Origin of the sequence: Streptomyces netropsis, from assembly GCF_014203545.1 — a bacterium.
GTDB classification, from domain to species: Bacteria; Actinomycetota; Actinomycetes; order Streptomycetales; family Streptomycetaceae; genus Streptomyces; species Streptomyces netropsis.
The window spans coordinates 252,999-268,752 of the sequence record NZ_JACHJG010000009.1 but is presented as its reverse complement, the minus strand read 5'-3'; the positions used below and the strand labels follow the sequence as shown (position 1 = coordinate 268,752).

Genomic DNA, 15,754 nt, shown 5'->3' with positions numbered 1-15,754 from the left:
CGGGCGCCGCGGTGATGTGAGTGACCGCAATCAACCCACCAACAACCTAAGGACACACATGGACGAGAACTGGATCTCCGCTTTCCTCGCTCACGAGGAGATGGAGCCGAACCGTACCGGCCACGCGGCCCTGCCCGCCGGACCGCCGCTGTGGGGCGGCCGGTTCGCTTCCGAGGCCGTCCGCGCGGAGCACCGGCACGAGCTCGGCCTGGGTTGGCTCTACTACGGCCTCGCCCGTGCGCTCCAGCCGCGCACCGTGCTGAGCATCGGCTCCGGCCGCGGCTACGTGCCGATCCTGCTCGCCAAGGCACAGCAGGACCGTGACGCACCGCCGATCACCTTCGTCGACCCGTCGTTCGACGACGACTTCTGGACCGAACCGGACCGCGTGCGCGAGTGGTTCGCCTCGTTCGGGGTGGAGGACCACATCGTCCACCACCAAGTGACCACCGAGGAGTTCTCCGGCACGGCCGCCTGCGCCGAACTCCCGCCCATCGACCTGCTCTTCATCGACGGCGGCCACTTCTACGAGCCGGTGGAGGCCGACTTCCGGCTGATGTCGCCCCGGCTCGCGCCCGGCGGCACCATCGTCTTCCACGACACCGTCAGCCGCAGTGCCAACCCCAAGTGGTCGGGCCCCCGCCGGCTCCTGCTGGAGATCGAGGAGCAGGACCCGCAGTGGCAGATGCTGGACCTGCCCTTCGGCGCGGGCGTCACCGTGGTGCGCCGCCGGGCCGCGGAGTCCCGCCCCGCCTACCTGGAGGGCCTCGGCGCGATCTGGGCCGACTCCGACTCCACCGAGTTCTGAGGATGACGTCCGTGACGACGACCCACCAACGGCTCCGCGACGCCGTTGACGACCGGGTCCGCGACAACCTCGTGGGCCTGATCGAGAGCAAGCAGTGGAACATCTACCGGGGGCGCTTCGTCAACGCCGTCGAATCCCGGGCCGCGGCCCTGGTCGGCGCGCGCTGCCTCACCACCAACGCGGGCACGGCGGCGATCGAACTGGCGCTGCGCGCCCACGGCATCGGCCCGGGCGACGACGTGGTCCTCCCGAGCTCCACCTTCGTGGCGACCGCCCAGGCCGTGCTACTCACCGGGGCCCGCCCGGTGCTGTGCGACGTGGACGACACCACGTACAACCCGGAGCCGCACCACGTCGAGGCGGTCCTCACGCCCGCGACACGGGCGGTGATCTTCGTCCACGCCTTCGGCAACCCCTCGGGCGCGGGCCGCGTCGCCGACTTCTGCGCGCGGCGGGGCCTGACGCTGCTGGAGGACGCCGCCCAGGCGTTCGGCGCGCGGCTGGGCGACCGGCCGGTCGGCTCCCTCGGCAGCGGTACGGCCTTCAGCTTCAACACCTCCAAGCCGCTCAGCTGCGGCGACGGCGGCATGTTCAGCACGACGGACCCGCAGGTCTACGAACGGGCCAAGGCCATTCGGCACGCCGGGCTGCGCGAAGTGCCCGACGGTCGTTTCCTGGCCCACGAAATCGGCGGCAAGACGCTCATGACCGAGTTCCAGGCCGCCGTGCTGGAGCCGCAGCTGGACGTGTTCGGGGAGCTGACCCGGATGCGCGCCGACGCCGCGCTCGCCCTGCGCGCACGACTGGCCGAGCTCTTCCCGCACGGGGCCCTCCAGCACCTCGACGACGATGCCGTCAGCGCCTGGCAGCGGGTCGCGGTCGCCATGGACACCCCCGAACGTGCCGAGACGGCCCTGTCCGAACACCCGTGGATGGAACGCTTCTACATCGCGGCCCTCGTGGACGAGCCGGTGATCGCCCGGCACGCCGTCTTCACCGACGCCATCGCGGACCGCTGCCGGGACCTGTGGCGCCGGGTCGTCGGCGTCACCCTGTGGCCCATGCAGGACTTCGACGAGCTCGTCGAACGGGCGTCCGGTGCGGGGGGCCGCCATGTCTGAACCGAGCGGCCCGCCCACCGGTCCGGCCGGACCGCTGTGGGCAGACGGGACGACGTTGCTGGTGACCGGCGGGGGAGCGGGCATCGGGGCGGCCCTGTGCCGGGCGTTCACCGCGGCGGGCGGCCAGGTGATCAGCCTCGGCCGCACCCCGGCCGCTCTCCCCGGCGGCGACAAAGGCAGCGCGAACGGTGTCCCCACCGTGCGCAGCCATCACGTCGACCTCGGTGACCCGGACGCTCTGGACGCCGTGCTGGACGACCTCGAGTGCTCCGGCACCCCCGTCCGCTACGTCGTCAACAACGCCTCGTTGCGAGCACCCCAGGCGCTCGCGGACGCCGACCGCCACCATTGGCGGGAGACCTTCGAGGTGAACCTCTTCGCACCGATGGAGATCTGCCGCAGGATCGGCGCCCGGCTGCCCGAAGGCGGCGCGATCGTCAACGTCACCTCCGGCGCCGCCCGCCATCTCAGCCCCGGCACCGCCGCGTACGCCGCCTCGCAGGCGGCGCTGGAGGCGGCCTCCGCCGTGCTCGGCAGGGAACTCGCGGCCCGTGGAGTGCGGGTGAACACGCTCGCTCCCGGCCCGACCGGCACACCGGGGCTGCGCAGGGCCGTGGAGCGAGGACACTCCCTGGACGAGGCCGGGCTGGCCGGACGGATCCCCCTCGGGCGCCTGGGGCAGGCGGACGAGATCGCCGCGGCGATCATGTTCCTGCTGTCGCCCGCCGCCGGGTTCGTCACCGGCCAGGTGCTCGCGGCGAACGGGGGACTGTGATGTCCGTGCCCGCGCTGCGGGCCCGCCGGGACGGGCCGCCCCCGCGCGGCCGTCTCCTGCGGGAGGCTGCCGGGGCGCCGTTCGCCGACGACCTGGCCGCCTGGCGGGCCCGCGCGGCCGACGACTGGCGCGAGCTGTGCGGTCCGCCCGGGACCTCACCCGTATCGCCCGTGATCCCCGGATACCTGCTGGACCGCTACGCCTTCCGCGCGTTCATGCGCCGGCGGTACGGGGTGCGCACGGCGGACCGCTTCTCGCGCCCGCTCGCCCCCCGGGCCGTCGACTGGGAGGCACTGACCAGGACCCGGCTCCGCGGCGCCCCCGGCGTGGGCATCCCGCCGGTGCGCCCGGACGACCAGGCCACCGACACACCACTGGTCCACGACCTGCTGTCCCGCTGGCGCGGCCACCTCGCGGACCGGGGAATACGCCACGACAGCGGGCTCTTCCAACCGCCCGCCGGCCGCAGTTGGCTGGACCTCTACCGCGATTCCGTCCTCTACCCCTTCTATCCCCCGGCGATCCTCGGGCCGACGTTCATGGAACGGGTCGGCGCCCGCCAGCGGGAGGAGATCCTGGCCTCTCGCGGGACCCGGGGCATCATGGGCCTGTACGTCTTCCTGCTCACCTCGCACGAGGACACGCACCGCGCCCAGCGCGGCGAGCCACTGCTGTGCGAGTACCTGCTCGCGATGGTGTGGTGCGCCTTCCTCGACGAGCACGACCAGTGGTACTGGCAGCGCAACGACGACACCGGCGCTTCCCTCAACGCCGAGGAACCCTTCCTGCGCAGGGTCCACCTCGACAGTGCCGCGCTGGCCGCGCTCTTCCACGACACGGCCGCCGGCAGCGCGCAAGTGCTCGGGCCGGGCGCGTACGACCAACTCTGCCTGGCCGCATGGCTGTTCGACACGCGCCTCATCGGGTACCGGGACTACCTGGAACTGGCCACCCGGCGCCTGTGCGGCCAGGACACCACCCTGTCGCTGACCGGCCTGCTGGATCAGCTCGACGACCGGCTGACCGCCGTCCCCCACCCCGGACGAGCGGTCGGCACCACCTCTGGCGAAGGACCGAGCCGTTGAATCCTGTCGATCCCGCGGGGCTGGAAGGCACCGCATACCTGTCCCTGCAGAATCCCTGCAACGCGAGCTGCCCGATGTGCCTGAGCTGGCGCGACGACAGCGCCCTCCCGCCGGACGCGGTGCGCGGGACCCTGCGCGCCCTGGCCGACGACGGCTGGCGCCGGGTCATCTTCACCGGAGGGGAGTTCGTCACCTACCCGGACTTCGACGAGCTGCTCGACCTGACCGACCGGCTCGGCCTGGACTTCGGGTTCATCACCAACGGCACGGTGCTCGACCCGGCCCGTGACGACCTGCTCGACTCCCCGCGGCTGACCAAGGTCGTACTCTCCCGCGACTTCGGCGACCCCGAACGGCACGCCCACTGGCGCAAGCTGCCCGTCTTCTCCGACGAGGCCATCGCCGACGCCTTCGCCCGGCTCTCCGCCCGTGGTGTCTTCTGCCAGGTCAACACCGTGCTGATGCCGACCAACGCCGACCTCCTCGACGAGTTCCCCCGCATGCCGTTCTGGCCCAGCATCGACCTGTGGCACCTCATCCCGGTCAAGGGCGCGATGGCGAAGGGCTGGAACGAGGAGCTGCGCGCCCGGTTCGCCGCGCAGGCCGCGGCGCTTGCCGCCGCGCCGCAGCCCGGCCCACGGATCGTCGGCCCGGTCCCCTCGGGCTTCGCCGACGCACCCCTGCTGCATATCCGCAGCTCCCGGCCCACAGAGGATTCGGTGCGCGACCGCACCTGCGCCGTCGAACGGGCACAGCTCTACATCGACGCCTCCGGCCACGTGCTGCCGTGCAACTCCATCGCCTGGGAAGAGCGCCGCACGATCGGTTTCGGAAACCTGCACGAGGATTCGCCGCGCACCGTCCTGGAACGCCGCCGTCAAGCCCTCGCCGCCGACCACAACGCCGAACGCCGGGGCTGCCACGCGTGCGACCCGCTGAACTTCGACACCAACACGGGCGCGGTCGCACCCTTGAGGTAACTCCTTACGCTGTCGGTGGGTTGGTTCCGGTCACTGCCCCGAAGGACCACTGACCGCCACCGACGGAGGCGGCCGGGACCTGGCCGAAATATGTACAGGCGCCGCCTGGTTCGCGCTCTTCTCCGAGCGCGCGCACGCGGAGGGCGGGACCCGGCATGGGGACGAGGGCATCGGTGACCGTCTCCGCCGGGCGCGGCGGCGCGGCCAGGAGGATTGCAGGTAGGATAGGTAGTATGAGTGAGCCTACTGGCAAGTACTCGATCACTATGCCACGCGACATCGCGGAAGCAGCCCGTGCCCGCAGCGGCCCCTCCGGGCTGTCTGCCTACGTCGCTGCCGCCGTCGCCCGCCAGATCGAACGTGACAACCTCAACGAACTCATCGCGGTTGCCGAGGCCGAACACGGACCTATCCCCGATGAGGAGATCCAGGCTCTGCGGGAGCAGCTTCAACAGGTCCGCCGCGAGCAGACGCACAGTGGCGCGGACGCCGCGTGACCCGTTCGTCCGCTGTCCCCGGCGGCACCCTGGTTCTCGACAGCGAGGGGCTGGCCAAGGCCGTCCTGCGCGACCGCACGGTCACCGGCTGGCTCGCCCTGGCCCGCGCCGACGACATGCGCGTGGTCACCTCCGCGGCCACCCTCGTCGAGGTGGTCCACCCCCGGATCAACCGGCCGGCCTTGGAATGGACCCTCTCTCGTCTCGTCGTCGAACCGGTCACGGAGCCGATCGCCCGCCACGCCGCGGCCCTTCTCGGCGACGCCGGCTTGCATGGCCACAAGTACGCCATCGACGCCATACTCAGCGCCACCGCGCTCGCTGCTCCCGGCCCGGTCACCATCCTCACCTCGGATCCCGAAGACCTCACTGCCCTGTGCGGTGGACGCGCAGCTGTGATCAAGATCTGACCCGTCACCCTTCCGTGTGGAGGACCTTCGCCCGGCGGCGGATACCTGGGGAGGTCCGGCAGGTGTCCCCACCCCCGACCGTGACAGCGACGTGAGATGTGGGAGCGTGAGCGGGTGAGCGAGACGACGACCGCAACCCTGCAATACCGCTTTGACGGGCCAGAAGACGCCCCTGTCCTGGTTTTGGGGCCCTCGCTGGGTACCACCTGGCACATGTGGGACCGGCAGGTCCCGGAGCTGACCCGGCACTGGCGGGTGCTGCGCTTCGATCTCCCGGGCCACGGCGGCGCCCCCGCCCGGCCGCTCGGCTCCGTCGGCGATCTGACCGACCGGCTGCTGGCCACCCTCGACGGGCTCGGCATCGAGCGCTTCGGCTTCGCGGGCTGCTCCATCGGCGGCGCGGTGGGCGCCGATCTCGCCCTGCGCCACCCGGGGCGCCTCGCCTCGCTCGCCCTCGTCGGCACCTCCGCCCGGTTCGGCACCGCCGAGTCCTGGCGGCAGCGCGGTGACGTGGTCCGCACGAGCGGACTCGACCCCATCGCCCGGTCCGCGCCCGAGGCGTGGTTCACCCCCGCCTTCCTGGCCGCCCAGCCCGCCATCGTGGAGTGGGCCGTCCAGATGGTCCGCACCACCGACCCGCTCTGCTACATCGCCGCGTGCCAGGCACTGGCCGCCTTCGACATCCGGGACGACCTGGGCCGTACGGGCGTTCCCGCGCTGGTCCTCGTCGGGGCCGAGGACCAGGTCGCCCCGCCCGCCGACGCCCGGGTGCTGGTCGCCGGCATCCACGACGCGCGGCTCGCCGTCGTACCGGCCGCCTCCCACCTCGCGCCGGTCGAGCAGCCCGCGGCCGTCACCGACCTGCTGGTCCGCCACTTCACGACGGCCTGGCAGACCGCCTCCGTCCCCGCCACGGGCAGCGCACCGACCGGTCCCCAGGTGCCCGCGCCGGGCGGGCCGCTCGCGGCGCCGCAACCCGTGGCCGCCACCGAGCCGCGGCCCACGCCGGCCCCCACTCCGGCTCCGGCCCCGGAGGCCGCCTCCCCGGAACCGGCCCGGGGCGCGAGCCCCTTCGCCGCGCCCGTGGCCGCCGCGCCCGCCGTCGCCGCGCCCGCCGTCGCCGCACCCGCCGTCGCCGCACCCGCCGTCTCCGGCCCGCCGTCCGTCCCGGCCCCCGCGGTCGGCCATATGCCGGCCACCGCGGGCGACAATCCGTACGCCACCCCGGCGGACCCCAACCCCTACGCGGCCCCGGTCCCGGTTCCGGCCCCGGCCCCCGCCGTCACCGCCGCCCCGGTCTCCGTCCCCGACCCGGTCTCCGTCCCCGCCGCGGCTTCCGCTCCCGTCCCGGCCGACGACGTGCACGCGACGGGCGTCCGCGTCCGCCGTGAGGTGCTCGGCGAGGAGAACCGGAGGGACCCGGAGGGCTTCGGCGCCGAGTACGACGACTTCGTCACCCGTGTGGCGTGGGGCGGGACCTGGGCGCGCCCCGGGCTCGACCGGCGCACCCGCTTCCTCGTCACCCTGACCGCCCTCACCACGGGCGGCCACCTCGACGAGCTGGCCCTGTACCTGCGGGCCGCGCTGCGCGACGGCGTCACCGTGGCCGAGATCAAGGAAACGTTCCTGCACACCGCCCTCTACTGCGGTCTGCCGGCGGCCAACGCCGCCTTCGCGGTGGCCGAGCGCGTCGTCGCCGAAGCGGGAGCCGGAGCCGGAGCCGAAGCGGGAGCCGAAGAGGGGGAGAAGCCCGGGGAGTCCGGCCCCGAGGCGTAGCGGGGCGGGGCGGTAGGAGCAAGATGGGTTCCATGAAGCTGACCAAGAACAGTCACGCATGCGTTCGGCTGGAGAAGGACGGCCGCACGCTCGTCATCGACCCGGGTGCCTTCAGCGAGGAGGACGCGGCCCTCGGCGCGGACGCGATCCTCATCACCCACGAGCACCCCGACCACTTCGACGAGAACCGGCTGCGGGCGGGCCTGGAGGCCAATCCGGCCGCCGAGCTGTGGACGCTGCGCAGCGTCGCGGACCAGATCTCGGCGGCCTTCCCCGGCCGGGTGCACACCGTCGGCGAGGGGGACGCCTTCACCGCCGCCGGCTTCGACATCGAGGTCCACGGCCAGCTGCACGCCGTGATCCACCCGGACATCCCGCGGATCACCAACGTCGGCTATCTCGTGGACGGTTCGGTCTTCCACCCCGGCGACGCGCTGACCCTGCCCGGCCGGCCGGTGGACACGCTGATGCTGCCGGTCATGGCCCCCTGGAACAAGGTCTCCGAGGTCATCGACTACGTACGGGAGGTCAAGCCGCGGCGCGCGATCGACATCCACGACGCCCTGCTCACCGATCTCGCCCGGCCCGTCTACGACCGGATGCTGGGCCCGGCCGGGCCCGGTGTCGCGGGGACGGACCACTCCCGGCTGGCGCCCGGCGAGACCGTGGAACTCTGAGGCCCGCCGGCCACCACCGCCACCGACCGGTGACTGTCACACCCGGCCGTTAGGGTTGGCCCATGCGCATCGCCACCTGGAACGTGAACTCGATCACCGCCCGTCTCCCGAGGCTGCTGGCCTGGCTGGAGAGCAGCGGCACGGACGTGCTGTGCGTGCAGGAGACCAAGTGCACCGCCGAGCAGTTCCCGGCGGACGAGCTGCGCGAGCTGGGCTACGAGGCGGCGGTCAACGCCACCGGCCGGTGGAACGGGGTCGCCCTGCTGTCGCGCGTGGGCCTGGAGGACGTGGTGACGGGCCTGCCGGGCGGCCCCGACTACGAAGGCGTCCAGGAGCCCCGCGCGATCGCGGCGACCTGCGGGGGCGTCCGTGTCTGGTCGGTCTACGTGCCCAACGGCCGCGAGGTCGGCCACGACCACTACTCCTACAAGCTCCTCTGGCTCGAGGCGCTGCGGAACGCGGTCGCGGCCGACGCGGCGGCGGAGCGGCCGTTCGCCGTGCTCGGTGACTACAACATCGCCCCGACCGACGAGGACGTCTTCGACCCGGCCGTCTTCGAGGGCGCCACGCACGTCACCCCGGCCGAGCGCGCCGCGCTCGCGGCCCTGCGCGACACCGGCCTGTCGGACGTCGTGCCCCGCCCGCTGAAGTACGACCGCCCCTACACCTACTGGGACTACCGCCAGCTGTGCTTCCCGAAGAACAGGGGCATGCGCATCGACCTGGTCTACGGCAACGCCCCGTTCGCGGGCGCCGTCAAGGACTCCTACGTCGACCGTGAGGAGCGCAAGGGCAAGGGCGCCTCGGACCACGCCCCGGTCGTCGTCGACCTGGACGTGTGAGTCCGGGCGCCCTCGCCCCGCGCCCCGCCGGGCCGGACCGTCAGACCAGCGCGCGCAGGTCGACGGAGTCGGCGAACGCCTTCATCCCCGCGTCGTTGGGGTGTAGATGGTCGCCGCTGTCGTAGGCCGCCAGCATCCGGTCCTGCTGCCGCGGGTCGCGGATCGCGGCGTCGAAGTCGAGGACCGCGTCGTAGCCGCCGCCGTTGGACCGCACGTGCGCGTTGATGGCGGCGCGCCGGGCCTCCGCCGCCGGGGTGCAGTCGTGGAAGCCGCCGCAGGGCGCGATGGTCGACACCACCACCCGCATCCCGCGCGCGTGGGCGCGCTGCGCGATGGACCGCAGCCCGGCGATCACCTGATCGGCGGACGTGCCGGCGCGGATGTCGTTGACGCCCTCGAAGACGATGACCGTCCGGGCGGCCGTCTGCGACAGTACGTCGCGCTCCAGCCGGTGCACGGCGCTGACCCCGCTGCTGACGGTGCTGGTCCCGTTGCCCGGGTAGCGGTCGCCCACCACGCGGTTGCCGGAGATGCCGTGGTTGAGCATCCCGAACCGGGGCACCTCCCGCTGCTCCCGGAGCCGTTGCGCGAGCTGGTCGGGCCAGCGCCTGTTGGCGTCCGCCGTGGAGTTGCCGCCGTCGGTGATCGAGTCGCCGAAGGCCACCACCGAGCCCGGTCCGCCGGCGACGTCCACGCCGGTCAGCAGCGGCCAGCCGTTGAGCTTCTGACCGTACGCGCCCGCGCCGCGGTCGCCCGTGCGGTCGCCGCTGCCCTCACCGCTCAGATACGAGACCTGGTTGCTGTAGCTGTGCACGGGCACGGCCCGTACCGTCCCCGGCAGATGGATGCTCACCAGCAGGTTCGTACCCGGCGGCACCCGGAAGCCCAAGGGGTCGCTGAACTGGTGGGCCCCCGCCGGTACTTCGGCCCCCGCCCGGCCCCCGAAGGTCAGCGCCCGCGGCCTGTCGGCCGCTGCCGCGCCGCTGCCTTGGACGGCTACGCTCGCGTGCCCGATCCGCACCGGCGTCGACGCGAAGGTGTTCTCCAGCCGGATCCGGGTCCGGGGCCCGCCCGCGCTGCTGTGCACGATGAGCCGTAGCGTCCGGTCGGTCCACGGCCCCACCGCGATGTACCCGGAGGTGGACGCCGACCAACTGCCGGTCCACCCGTTCGTGGCGGTGCGCAGCGCCGCCGAGAAGACGTGCAGATCGGCGGCGGGCCCGGGGTCCCTCGGCAGGACCACGGAGGTGATCTCCCGGTCGCGGGCGACGGGCACGGTCACCGCGTACAGCCGGGCGGTCTCGGCGCGTTGGCCGCCCGGGGCGTTGACGTGGGGCAGTCCGACGGCCTTGGTGGTGAGCGGGCCGCCGCGCCAGTCCGGCGCGGTGAGCGTGTACGTGCTGCTGGAGCCGTCGCGGTAGCGCACCGTGCCGGTGCCGGTGGTGTCGCCGCCCGGGCCGGCCTTGGCGCTGCCCGCGACGAGGAAGGTGAGGGCGTCGCCCCGGCCGCTCAGCTTCAGGCTCTGCCCGGCGGCCCGTACGTTGTCCGGCCGCCCGGCGGCGGAGGCGGGCCAGCGCAGCCGGGCCGTGTCGATCGTGAGCGCGCGCCCGGGCGTCCACCCGGCGGCGCGCAGGTCCTGGGCGGAGAGGGAGTTGCCCGCCCCGTCGAAGTCCGCCCTGTCCGGGCGGGAGTTGTCGCTGATGGCCGTGTTGTCGAAGAGCCGCTCCAGGGGGAGCGGCTCCCGTGCTTCCCGCGCGGTGTCGGCGAGAGCGGGGGTGGTCGCGGCGGCCACGGCACAGGCCGCTCCCATCGCGACGATCCCGGACATCGTCCACCGTCTGTGCCGGTCGCGCCGTCTGCCGTGTCGATGGCCGCTGCGAACGTCCCCGCCGAGCCGCGATGATCGGAGCATGCGTGTCATGCCTCCCAGCGTTCCCCGCACTGTATGTGGCGGGATGAAGCTAAGGAGACGTATGGGCAACGTCAAGGAGGCCAACCGGCCACGTCGCGCACCGCGCGCCGGTGGTGCGGCCATCCGAACGAATGCGATCCTGGCCGGTATGAACATTCCCTTCTTGGACAGCTGGCGCAAGCGGCACGGGCCCGCGCACGGCGTGGCGCTGTCGGGCGAGGCCGACCGGGACCCGGAGGGGCTGGCCGGGCTGCTGTCGGAGTGCGAACTGCTGCGCGCGCACGCGCAGTCGGCGGGGGTCGCGCTCGACGACGCGCCGTCGTCCCTGGAGGAACTCGACCAGTTGCAGCCGCGTTGGCGCGACGACCCGGAGCTGCTGCCCTGGCTGGGCAATGACGCGGGGCTGTATCTGGGGACGGTCATCGTCCGTACGGTCACGGGCGCGGGGTGGCGGATCTGGCCCAACGGGCAGCCGGTCGTGCGGCTCGCCAACGGCCGGGAGATCGACGTGGTCGAGGCGGGCCAGGCGTGGGCGGCGGACGGCGCGCCGGAGCTCTCGCAGCTCTACGCCGAGCTGTCGGAGCACTGACGCGGCCGCCCGTGCCACGGGGCCCACGGGGCGCCTCTGCTTCAGCTAATGAACGGAATGTCGTACTCCAGCCGCCAGCGGTCGGCGCGCACCACGATGTCGGAGGTCTCCACGGCCCGGTCGTCGCCGTCGAAGTGGGTGCGCTCGACGACGGTGACGCAACTGCCGGCCGCGCAGCCGAGCGCCTCGGCCTCGGGCGTGGTCGCCGGTCGTGAGCCGACGAGCTCCCGCGCCCGGACGACCCGGACGCCGATGGCCGCGAGCCGGCCGCGCACCCCACGCCGCGCGTACGGCCCCCGCTCGGGGTGGGCGACGTCGGTGCCCTCGGTGATGGTGAGGGGCTCCCAGCTGGTGGCGAGCTGGACCGGGTGCCGGTTGGCCAGGTACTCGTACTGGGTGCACAGCACCGGCTCACCCGGCCCGATGCCCAGCCGCTCGGCGATCGGCTCCGGGGCGGCGGTCTCGCTGGAGGAGGCTTCCCAGGTCAGCCAGGTCAGTGCGGTGTCCCGGGCGGTGATGCGGGCGGCGAAGGGCGAGTCGACCGCGCCGGTCGAGCGGAGCAGGGAGCCCAGCGGCGCCCGGTCGGTGACGAACACGCCCCGCCCGAACTGCCCTTCCGCGTACCCGGCGGCCTTCAGCACCCGCACCGCGCGGTCCACGGTCTGATCGCTGGCCGCGTAGGTCCGCTTGAGCTCGGAGCGGGAGGGTATGCGATCGCCCACGGCGAGGGAGCCCTCGTCGATGCGCTGCCGCAGATCGTCCGCGATGCGCTGGTAGACGGGCCTGCTGTCGCCCACACCGGGCTCCTTCCCCCACTGTTCCCCCAGTCGGCCCCCACAGGCTAGGTACCCAGGCTCCATCTGTGTACCTAGGGCAAATGGCGGTTTATGCAGTGTGAATACCCGTATGTGTGCGTGTCTCCAGTGAAGTCCCGTATTGAGATGGATAGTTTGCGTCGACTGCGAGACAGCTGAGAGTGGGTAGGGCTGGGTATGGCCGTCGATCCGTTGATCGAACTGCGTGACGTCAATAAGCACTACGGAAAACTGCATGTCTTGCGGGACATCAACCTCACGGTCGGCCGGGGGGAGGTGGTGGTGGTCATCGGCCCCTCCGGCTCCGGCAAGTCCACGCTGTGCCGCGCCATCAACCGGCTGGAGCCCGTCGAGTCCGGCACCATCCTGCTCGACGGACAGCCGCTGCCCGAGGAGGGGCGGGCGCTCGCCAAGCTCCGCGCCGAGGTCGGCATGGTCTTCCAGTCCTTCAACCTCTTCGCGCACAAGACCGTGCTCGCCAACGTCTCCCTCGCCCCGCTCAAGGTCCGCAAGCGCGGCAAGGACGAGGCCAACAAGCGCTCGCGCGAACTCCTGGAGCGGGTCGGCCTGCTCGACCAGGCCGACAAATACCCCGCCCAGCTCTCCGGCGGTCAGCAGCAGCGCGTGGCGATCGCCCGCGCGCTCGCCATGGACCCCAAGGCGCTCCTCTTCGACGAGCCGACCTCGGCCCTGGACCCGGAGATGATCAACGAGGTGCTGGAGGTCATGCGTCAGCTCGCCCGGGACGGCATGACGATGGTCGTCGTCACCCACGAGATGGGCTTCGCCCGGTCCGCCGCCAACCGGGTCGTCTTCATGGCCGACGGCCGCATCGTGGAGGACCGCACCCCCGAGGAGTTCTTCACGGCCCCCGAGAGCGAGCGGGCCAAGGACTTCCTCTCCAAGATCCTCAAGCACTGAGCGGGGGTACCGTGCTCATGAGACGCAACGACACGCGGCGACGCGACTTCGGGCGCACCCGCCGGTGCGCCGCGGCCCTGGCGCTCGCCGCCCTGGCCCTGCTGGCCACCGCCTGCGGCAAGGAGGGCAGCCCGCCCGTCAAGGGCCCGCAGCCCGACCAGCTCCCCGTCTATCAGGTCGACACCGGCTTCCAGCTGCCCGACTCTCCCACCTGGCGGAAGGCGAAGAACCGCGGACACCTCGTCGTCGGCGTCAAGGAGGACCAGCCCTACCTGGGCGAGAAGGACCCCGCGAGCGGGCTCTACTCCGGCTTCGACATCGAGATCGCCAGGATGATGTCCGCCTCCCTGGGCTTCGACCCCAAGACCATCGTCTTCCGCACGGTCGCCTCGGCCAACCGCGAGACCGCGCTCCAGAACGGCCAGATCGACTACTACGTCGGCACCTACACCATCAACGACCTGCGCAAACGTCAGGTCGGCTTCGCCGGGCCGTACTACATCGCCGGTCAGTCGCTGCTCGTCCGGGCCAAGGACACCGACATCGACGGACCGCAGGACCTGGACGGCAAGAAGGTCTGCTCGGCCGCCGGCTCCACCCCGCTCCAGCGCATCGAGCGCGAGTACCCCAAGGCCGTCGCCGTCGCCTACGACACGTACTCGATCTGCGTGGACAACCTGCTCAGCCTCCAGGTGGACGCCGTCACCACCGACGACACCATCCTCATGGGCTACGCCGCCAAGGTGCCCACCGAGCTCAAGGTCGTCGGAAAGCCGTTCTCCAAGGAGCCCTACGGCATCGGCGTCCCCCGCGGCGACAACGCCCTGCGCTTCGCCCTCGACGACGCACTCGTGGCGCACGAGAAGAACGGCGACTGGAAGAAGGCGTACGACGCGACCCTCGGCCTGTCCGGGGTGCCCGCCCCACCGCCGCCGCCCGTCGACCGCTACCCCGCCGGGTGAGGACTCCTGGATGCAGTACACACGGCTTGCTCGGCACGACACCGGTAGGTCCCCTCGATGAACGTACTCATTGACAACTTCTCCCTCTACGGCGAAGGTCTGCTCGGCACCGTCGAGCTGACCGTCTACGCCTCCCTGCTCGCCCTGGTCCTCGGCTTCGTGATGGCCTCCTTCCGGGTCGCGCCCGTCGGCTCGCTGCGCGTCTTCGGCACGGTATGGGTGGACGTGCTGCGCAACACCCCGCTCACCCTGCTCTTCTTCGCCGTGCTGCTCGGCCTGCCGCGCTTCGGCGTCGTGCTGCCGTTCCAGCTCTTCGCGGTCCTCGCCCTCGGCTGCTACACCTCGGCGTTCATCTGCGAGGCGGTGCGCTCCGGCATCAACACCGTGCCCACCGGACAGGGCGAGGCGGCCCGCAGCCTCGGCATGACCTTCGCGCAGACACTCGGCGACGTCGTCCTGCCGCAGGCCTTCCGGTCCGTCATCCCGCCGATCGGCTCGACGCTGATCGCGCTCGCCAAGAACTCGGCGATCGCCGGTTCGTTCAGCGTCACCGAGCTGCTCGGCGTGTACAAACCGCTCAACGAGATGGGCTACAGCATCATCTGGTCCTTCATCTGGATCGCCGTCGGCTATCTGATCGTGACCCTGACCATCAGCGCGATCTTCAACGTGCTGGAGAAGCGCTACGGAGTGGCCCGATGACCAGTACCGCGTTGTACGACGTCCCCGGCCCCCTGACCCGGCGTCGGCACTTCGTCTACGGCCTGGTCTCGACCGCCGTGATCCTCGCTCTGCTCGGCTGGATCCTCTATCTCCTCTTCGACACCAACCAGTTCACGGCCGCGAAATGGCGGCCCTTCGAGTACGAGGGCATCCAGGAACTGCTGCTGCGCGGTCTCGGGAACACCCTGAAGGCCTTCGCCTACGCCGCGGTGCTCTCCCTCGCCCTCGGCGGGCTGCTCGCCTGCGGCCGGCTCTCGGTCCACCGGCCGCTGCGCTGGGTCGCCACGCTCGTCGTGGAGTTCTTCCGGGCCATGCCGGTGCTGGTGATGATCTTCTTCATCTTCGTCGCGCTCAAGGTCCAGCCGCTGCCCGCCCTCGTCACCGGGCTGACCCTCTACAACGGCTCCGTTCTCGCGGAGGTCTTCCGCACGGGCGTGAACTCCGTCGAGCGCGGCCAGCGGGAGGCGGCGTACTCGCTGGGCATGTACAAGACGCAGGTGATGTCCTACGTCCTGGTGCCCCAGGCCCTGCGCGCGATGCTGCCGACCATCATCAGCCAGCTCGTCGTCGCCCTGAAGGACACCTCGCTCGGCTTCCTCATCACCTACGAGGAGTTCCTGCACGCCGGCAAGCTCATCGCCGGCAACCTCAACTACGACCTGCCGTTCATCCCCGTCGTCATGATCATCTCGCCGATCTACATCGGGATGTGCATGCTGCTGTCCTGGTTCGCCAACTGGATCTCCAAGCGGCAGAAGCGCAACCCCAAGACGGAGGCGGTCGAGGTCGCCGACGCCGAGCCCGGCACGTTGTTGCCTGGCGTCGGCCCGCAGGTCTAATCCTGGCCGCCGGTCTTGGCGG

The 15,754-nt window shown here is 71.9% G+C and carries 17 protein-coding genes and 1 pseudogene; 16 read left to right on the top strand and 2 right to left on the bottom strand.

Features of this window, described 5'->3' with window-relative positions; translation table 11 throughout:
* Positions 1–58: 58 nt before the first annotated feature.
* The 11 genes and pseudogenes from FHS38_RS22195 to FHS38_RS22150 all read left to right on the top strand — a co-directional run bounded on the left by FHS38_RS22195 (position 59) and on the right by FHS38_RS22150 (position 8,971).
* The gene (locus tag FHS38_RS22195; protein ID WP_184736037.1) at positions 59–808 is read left to right on the top strand and encodes a class I SAM-dependent methyltransferase; all 750 of its coding nucleotides are present in this window, start codon (positions 59–61) and stop codon (positions 806–808) included.
* A gap of 11 nt (positions 809–819) precedes the next feature.
* Positions 820–1,929 carry a DegT/DnrJ/EryC1/StrS family aminotransferase gene (locus FHS38_RS22190; RefSeq protein WP_184736035.1) on the top strand — a complete coding sequence of 370 codons (1,110 nt, stop codon included), beginning with the start codon at positions 820–822 and terminating at the stop codon, positions 1,927–1,929.
* Positions 1,922–2,704, top strand: coding sequence for an SDR family NAD(P)-dependent oxidoreductase (locus FHS38_RS22185; RefSeq protein WP_184736034.1), 783 nt, complete (start codon positions 1,922–1,924; stop codon positions 2,702–2,704). Before FHS38_RS22190 ends, FHS38_RS22185 begins: the two co-directional genes overlap by 8 nt.
* Positions 2,704–3,789, top strand: coding sequence for a hypothetical protein (locus tag FHS38_RS22180; RefSeq protein ID WP_184736032.1), 1,086 nt, complete (start codon positions 2,704–2,706; stop codon positions 3,787–3,789). The genes FHS38_RS22185 and FHS38_RS22180 overlap by 1 nt, the downstream gene beginning before the upstream one ends.
* Positions 3,786–4,769: a radical SAM protein gene (locus FHS38_RS22175; protein ID WP_184736029.1), complete on the top strand. Its 984-nt coding sequence runs from the start codon at positions 3,786–3,788 to the stop codon at positions 4,767–4,769. Before FHS38_RS22180 ends, FHS38_RS22175 begins: the two co-directional genes overlap by 4 nt.
* Positions 4,770–5,002: 233 nt before the next feature.
* Positions 5,003–5,266, top strand: coding sequence for a CopG family transcriptional regulator (locus FHS38_RS22170; RefSeq protein ID WP_184736027.1), 264 nt, complete (start codon positions 5,003–5,005; stop codon positions 5,264–5,266).
* Complete coding sequence (locus FHS38_RS22165; protein WP_184736025.1) at positions 5,263–5,676, top strand: PIN domain-containing protein; 414 nt, start codon at positions 5,263–5,265, stop codon at positions 5,674–5,676. The genes FHS38_RS22170 and FHS38_RS22165 overlap by 4 nt, the downstream gene beginning before the upstream one ends.
* A gap of 114 nt (positions 5,677–5,790) precedes the next feature.
* A pseudogene (locus FHS38_RS36550) lies at positions 5,791–6,729 on the top strand (alpha/beta fold hydrolase); the annotation flags it as partial.
* A gap of 135 nt (positions 6,730–6,864) precedes the next feature.
* Positions 6,865–7,452, top strand: coding sequence for a carboxymuconolactone decarboxylase family protein (locus FHS38_RS36545; protein ID WP_446556998.1), 588 nt, complete (start codon positions 6,865–6,867; stop codon positions 7,450–7,452).
* A gap of 32 nt (positions 7,453–7,484) precedes the next feature.
* Complete coding sequence (locus FHS38_RS22155) at positions 7,485–8,129, top strand: MBL fold metallo-hydrolase (protein WP_184736021.1); 645 nt, start codon at positions 7,485–7,487, stop codon at positions 8,127–8,129.
* A 62-nt stretch (positions 8,130–8,191) separates the two neighbouring features.
* Positions 8,192–8,971 carry an exodeoxyribonuclease III gene (locus FHS38_RS22150; protein ID WP_184736019.1) on the top strand — a complete coding sequence of 260 codons (780 nt, stop codon included), beginning with the start codon at positions 8,192–8,194 and terminating at the stop codon, positions 8,969–8,971.
* 40 nt (positions 8,972–9,011) lie between these two features.
* Here the strand turns inward: FHS38_RS22150 and FHS38_RS22145 are convergent, their stop codons facing one another.
* A complete protein-coding gene (locus tag FHS38_RS22145; RefSeq protein WP_184736018.1) occupies positions 9,012–10,799 on the bottom strand; it encodes an SGNH/GDSL hydrolase family protein in 1,788 nt (595 codons plus the stop codon).
* A gap of 232 nt (positions 10,800–11,031) precedes the next feature.
* Between FHS38_RS22145 and FHS38_RS22140 the strand changes: the two genes are divergently transcribed.
* The gene (locus FHS38_RS22140) at positions 11,032–11,472 is read left to right on the top strand and encodes a DUF6278 family protein (RefSeq protein WP_184736016.1); all 441 of its coding nucleotides are present in this window, start codon (positions 11,032–11,034) and stop codon (positions 11,470–11,472) included.
* A 41-nt stretch (positions 11,473–11,513) separates the two neighbouring features.
* On the opposite strand, the gene FHS38_RS22135 is transcribed toward FHS38_RS22140, so the two are convergent.
* Complete coding sequence (locus FHS38_RS22135) at positions 11,514–12,269, bottom strand: GntR family transcriptional regulator (protein WP_184736014.1); 756 nt, start codon at positions 12,267–12,269, stop codon at positions 11,514–11,516.
* 195 nt (positions 12,270–12,464) lie between these two features.
* Here FHS38_RS22135 and FHS38_RS22130 point away from each other — a divergent pair, with 195 nt between their 5' ends.
* From FHS38_RS22130 to FHS38_RS22115, 4 genes are read left to right on the top strand one after another with little or no spacing between them, the layout of a single operon-like run.
* Entirely contained in the window at positions 12,465–13,208 is a 744-nt protein-coding gene (locus FHS38_RS22130) for an amino acid ABC transporter ATP-binding protein (RefSeq protein ID WP_184736012.1), read from the top strand.
* A gap of 17 nt (positions 13,209–13,225) precedes the next feature.
* On the top strand, positions 13,226–14,170 hold the full coding sequence (locus FHS38_RS22125) for a glutamate ABC transporter substrate-binding protein (protein WP_184736010.1): 945 nt from the start codon (positions 13,226–13,228) through the stop codon (positions 14,168–14,170).
* Positions 14,171–14,227: 57 nt separating this feature from the next.
* Complete coding sequence (locus FHS38_RS22120; RefSeq protein WP_184736008.1) at positions 14,228–14,872, top strand: amino acid ABC transporter permease; 645 nt, start codon at positions 14,228–14,230, stop codon at positions 14,870–14,872.
* Entirely contained in the window at positions 14,869–15,732 is an 864-nt protein-coding gene (locus FHS38_RS22115) for an amino acid ABC transporter permease (protein ID WP_184736007.1), read from the top strand. The genes FHS38_RS22120 and FHS38_RS22115 overlap by 4 nt, the downstream gene beginning before the upstream one ends.
* The last annotated feature ends 22 nt before the right edge of the window (positions 15,733–15,754 follow it).

Coding starts and splice junctions, on each gene's coding strand:
- FHS38_RS22195 (WP_184736037.1), top strand. CDS start 59: ATGGACGAGAACTGGATCTCCGCTTTCCTCGCTCACGAGGAGATGGAG.
- FHS38_RS22185 (WP_184736034.1), top strand. CDS start 1,922: ATGTCTGAACCGAGCGGCCCGCCCACCGGTCCGGCCGGACCGCTGTGG.
- FHS38_RS22180 (WP_184736032.1), top strand. CDS start 2,704: ATGTCCGTGCCCGCGCTGCGGGCCCGCCGGGACGGGCCGCCCCCGCGC.
- FHS38_RS22170 (WP_184736027.1), top strand. CDS start 5,003: ATGAGTGAGCCTACTGGCAAGTACTCGATCACTATGCCACGCGACATC.
- FHS38_RS36545 (WP_446556998.1), top strand. CDS start 6,865: ATGCCGGCCACCGCGGGCGACAATCCGTACGCCACCCCGGCGGACCCC.
- FHS38_RS22155 (WP_184736021.1), top strand. CDS start 7,485: ATGAAGCTGACCAAGAACAGTCACGCATGCGTTCGGCTGGAGAAGGAC.
- FHS38_RS22150 (WP_184736019.1), top strand. CDS start 8,192: ATGCGCATCGCCACCTGGAACGTGAACTCGATCACCGCCCGTCTCCCG.
- FHS38_RS22145 (WP_184736018.1), bottom strand. CDS start 10,799: ATGTCCGGGATCGTCGCGATGGGAGCGGCCTGTGCCGTGGCCGCCGCG.
- FHS38_RS22140 (WP_184736016.1), top strand. CDS start 11,032: ATGAACATTCCCTTCTTGGACAGCTGGCGCAAGCGGCACGGGCCCGCG.
- FHS38_RS22130 (WP_184736012.1), top strand. CDS start 12,465: ATGGCCGTCGATCCGTTGATCGAACTGCGTGACGTCAATAAGCACTAC.
- FHS38_RS22125 (WP_184736010.1), top strand. CDS start 13,226: ATGAGACGCAACGACACGCGGCGACGCGACTTCGGGCGCACCCGCCGG.
- FHS38_RS22120 (WP_184736008.1), top strand. CDS start 14,228: ATGAACGTACTCATTGACAACTTCTCCCTCTACGGCGAAGGTCTGCTC.
- FHS38_RS22115 (WP_184736007.1), top strand. CDS start 14,869: ATGACCAGTACCGCGTTGTACGACGTCCCCGGCCCCCTGACCCGGCGT.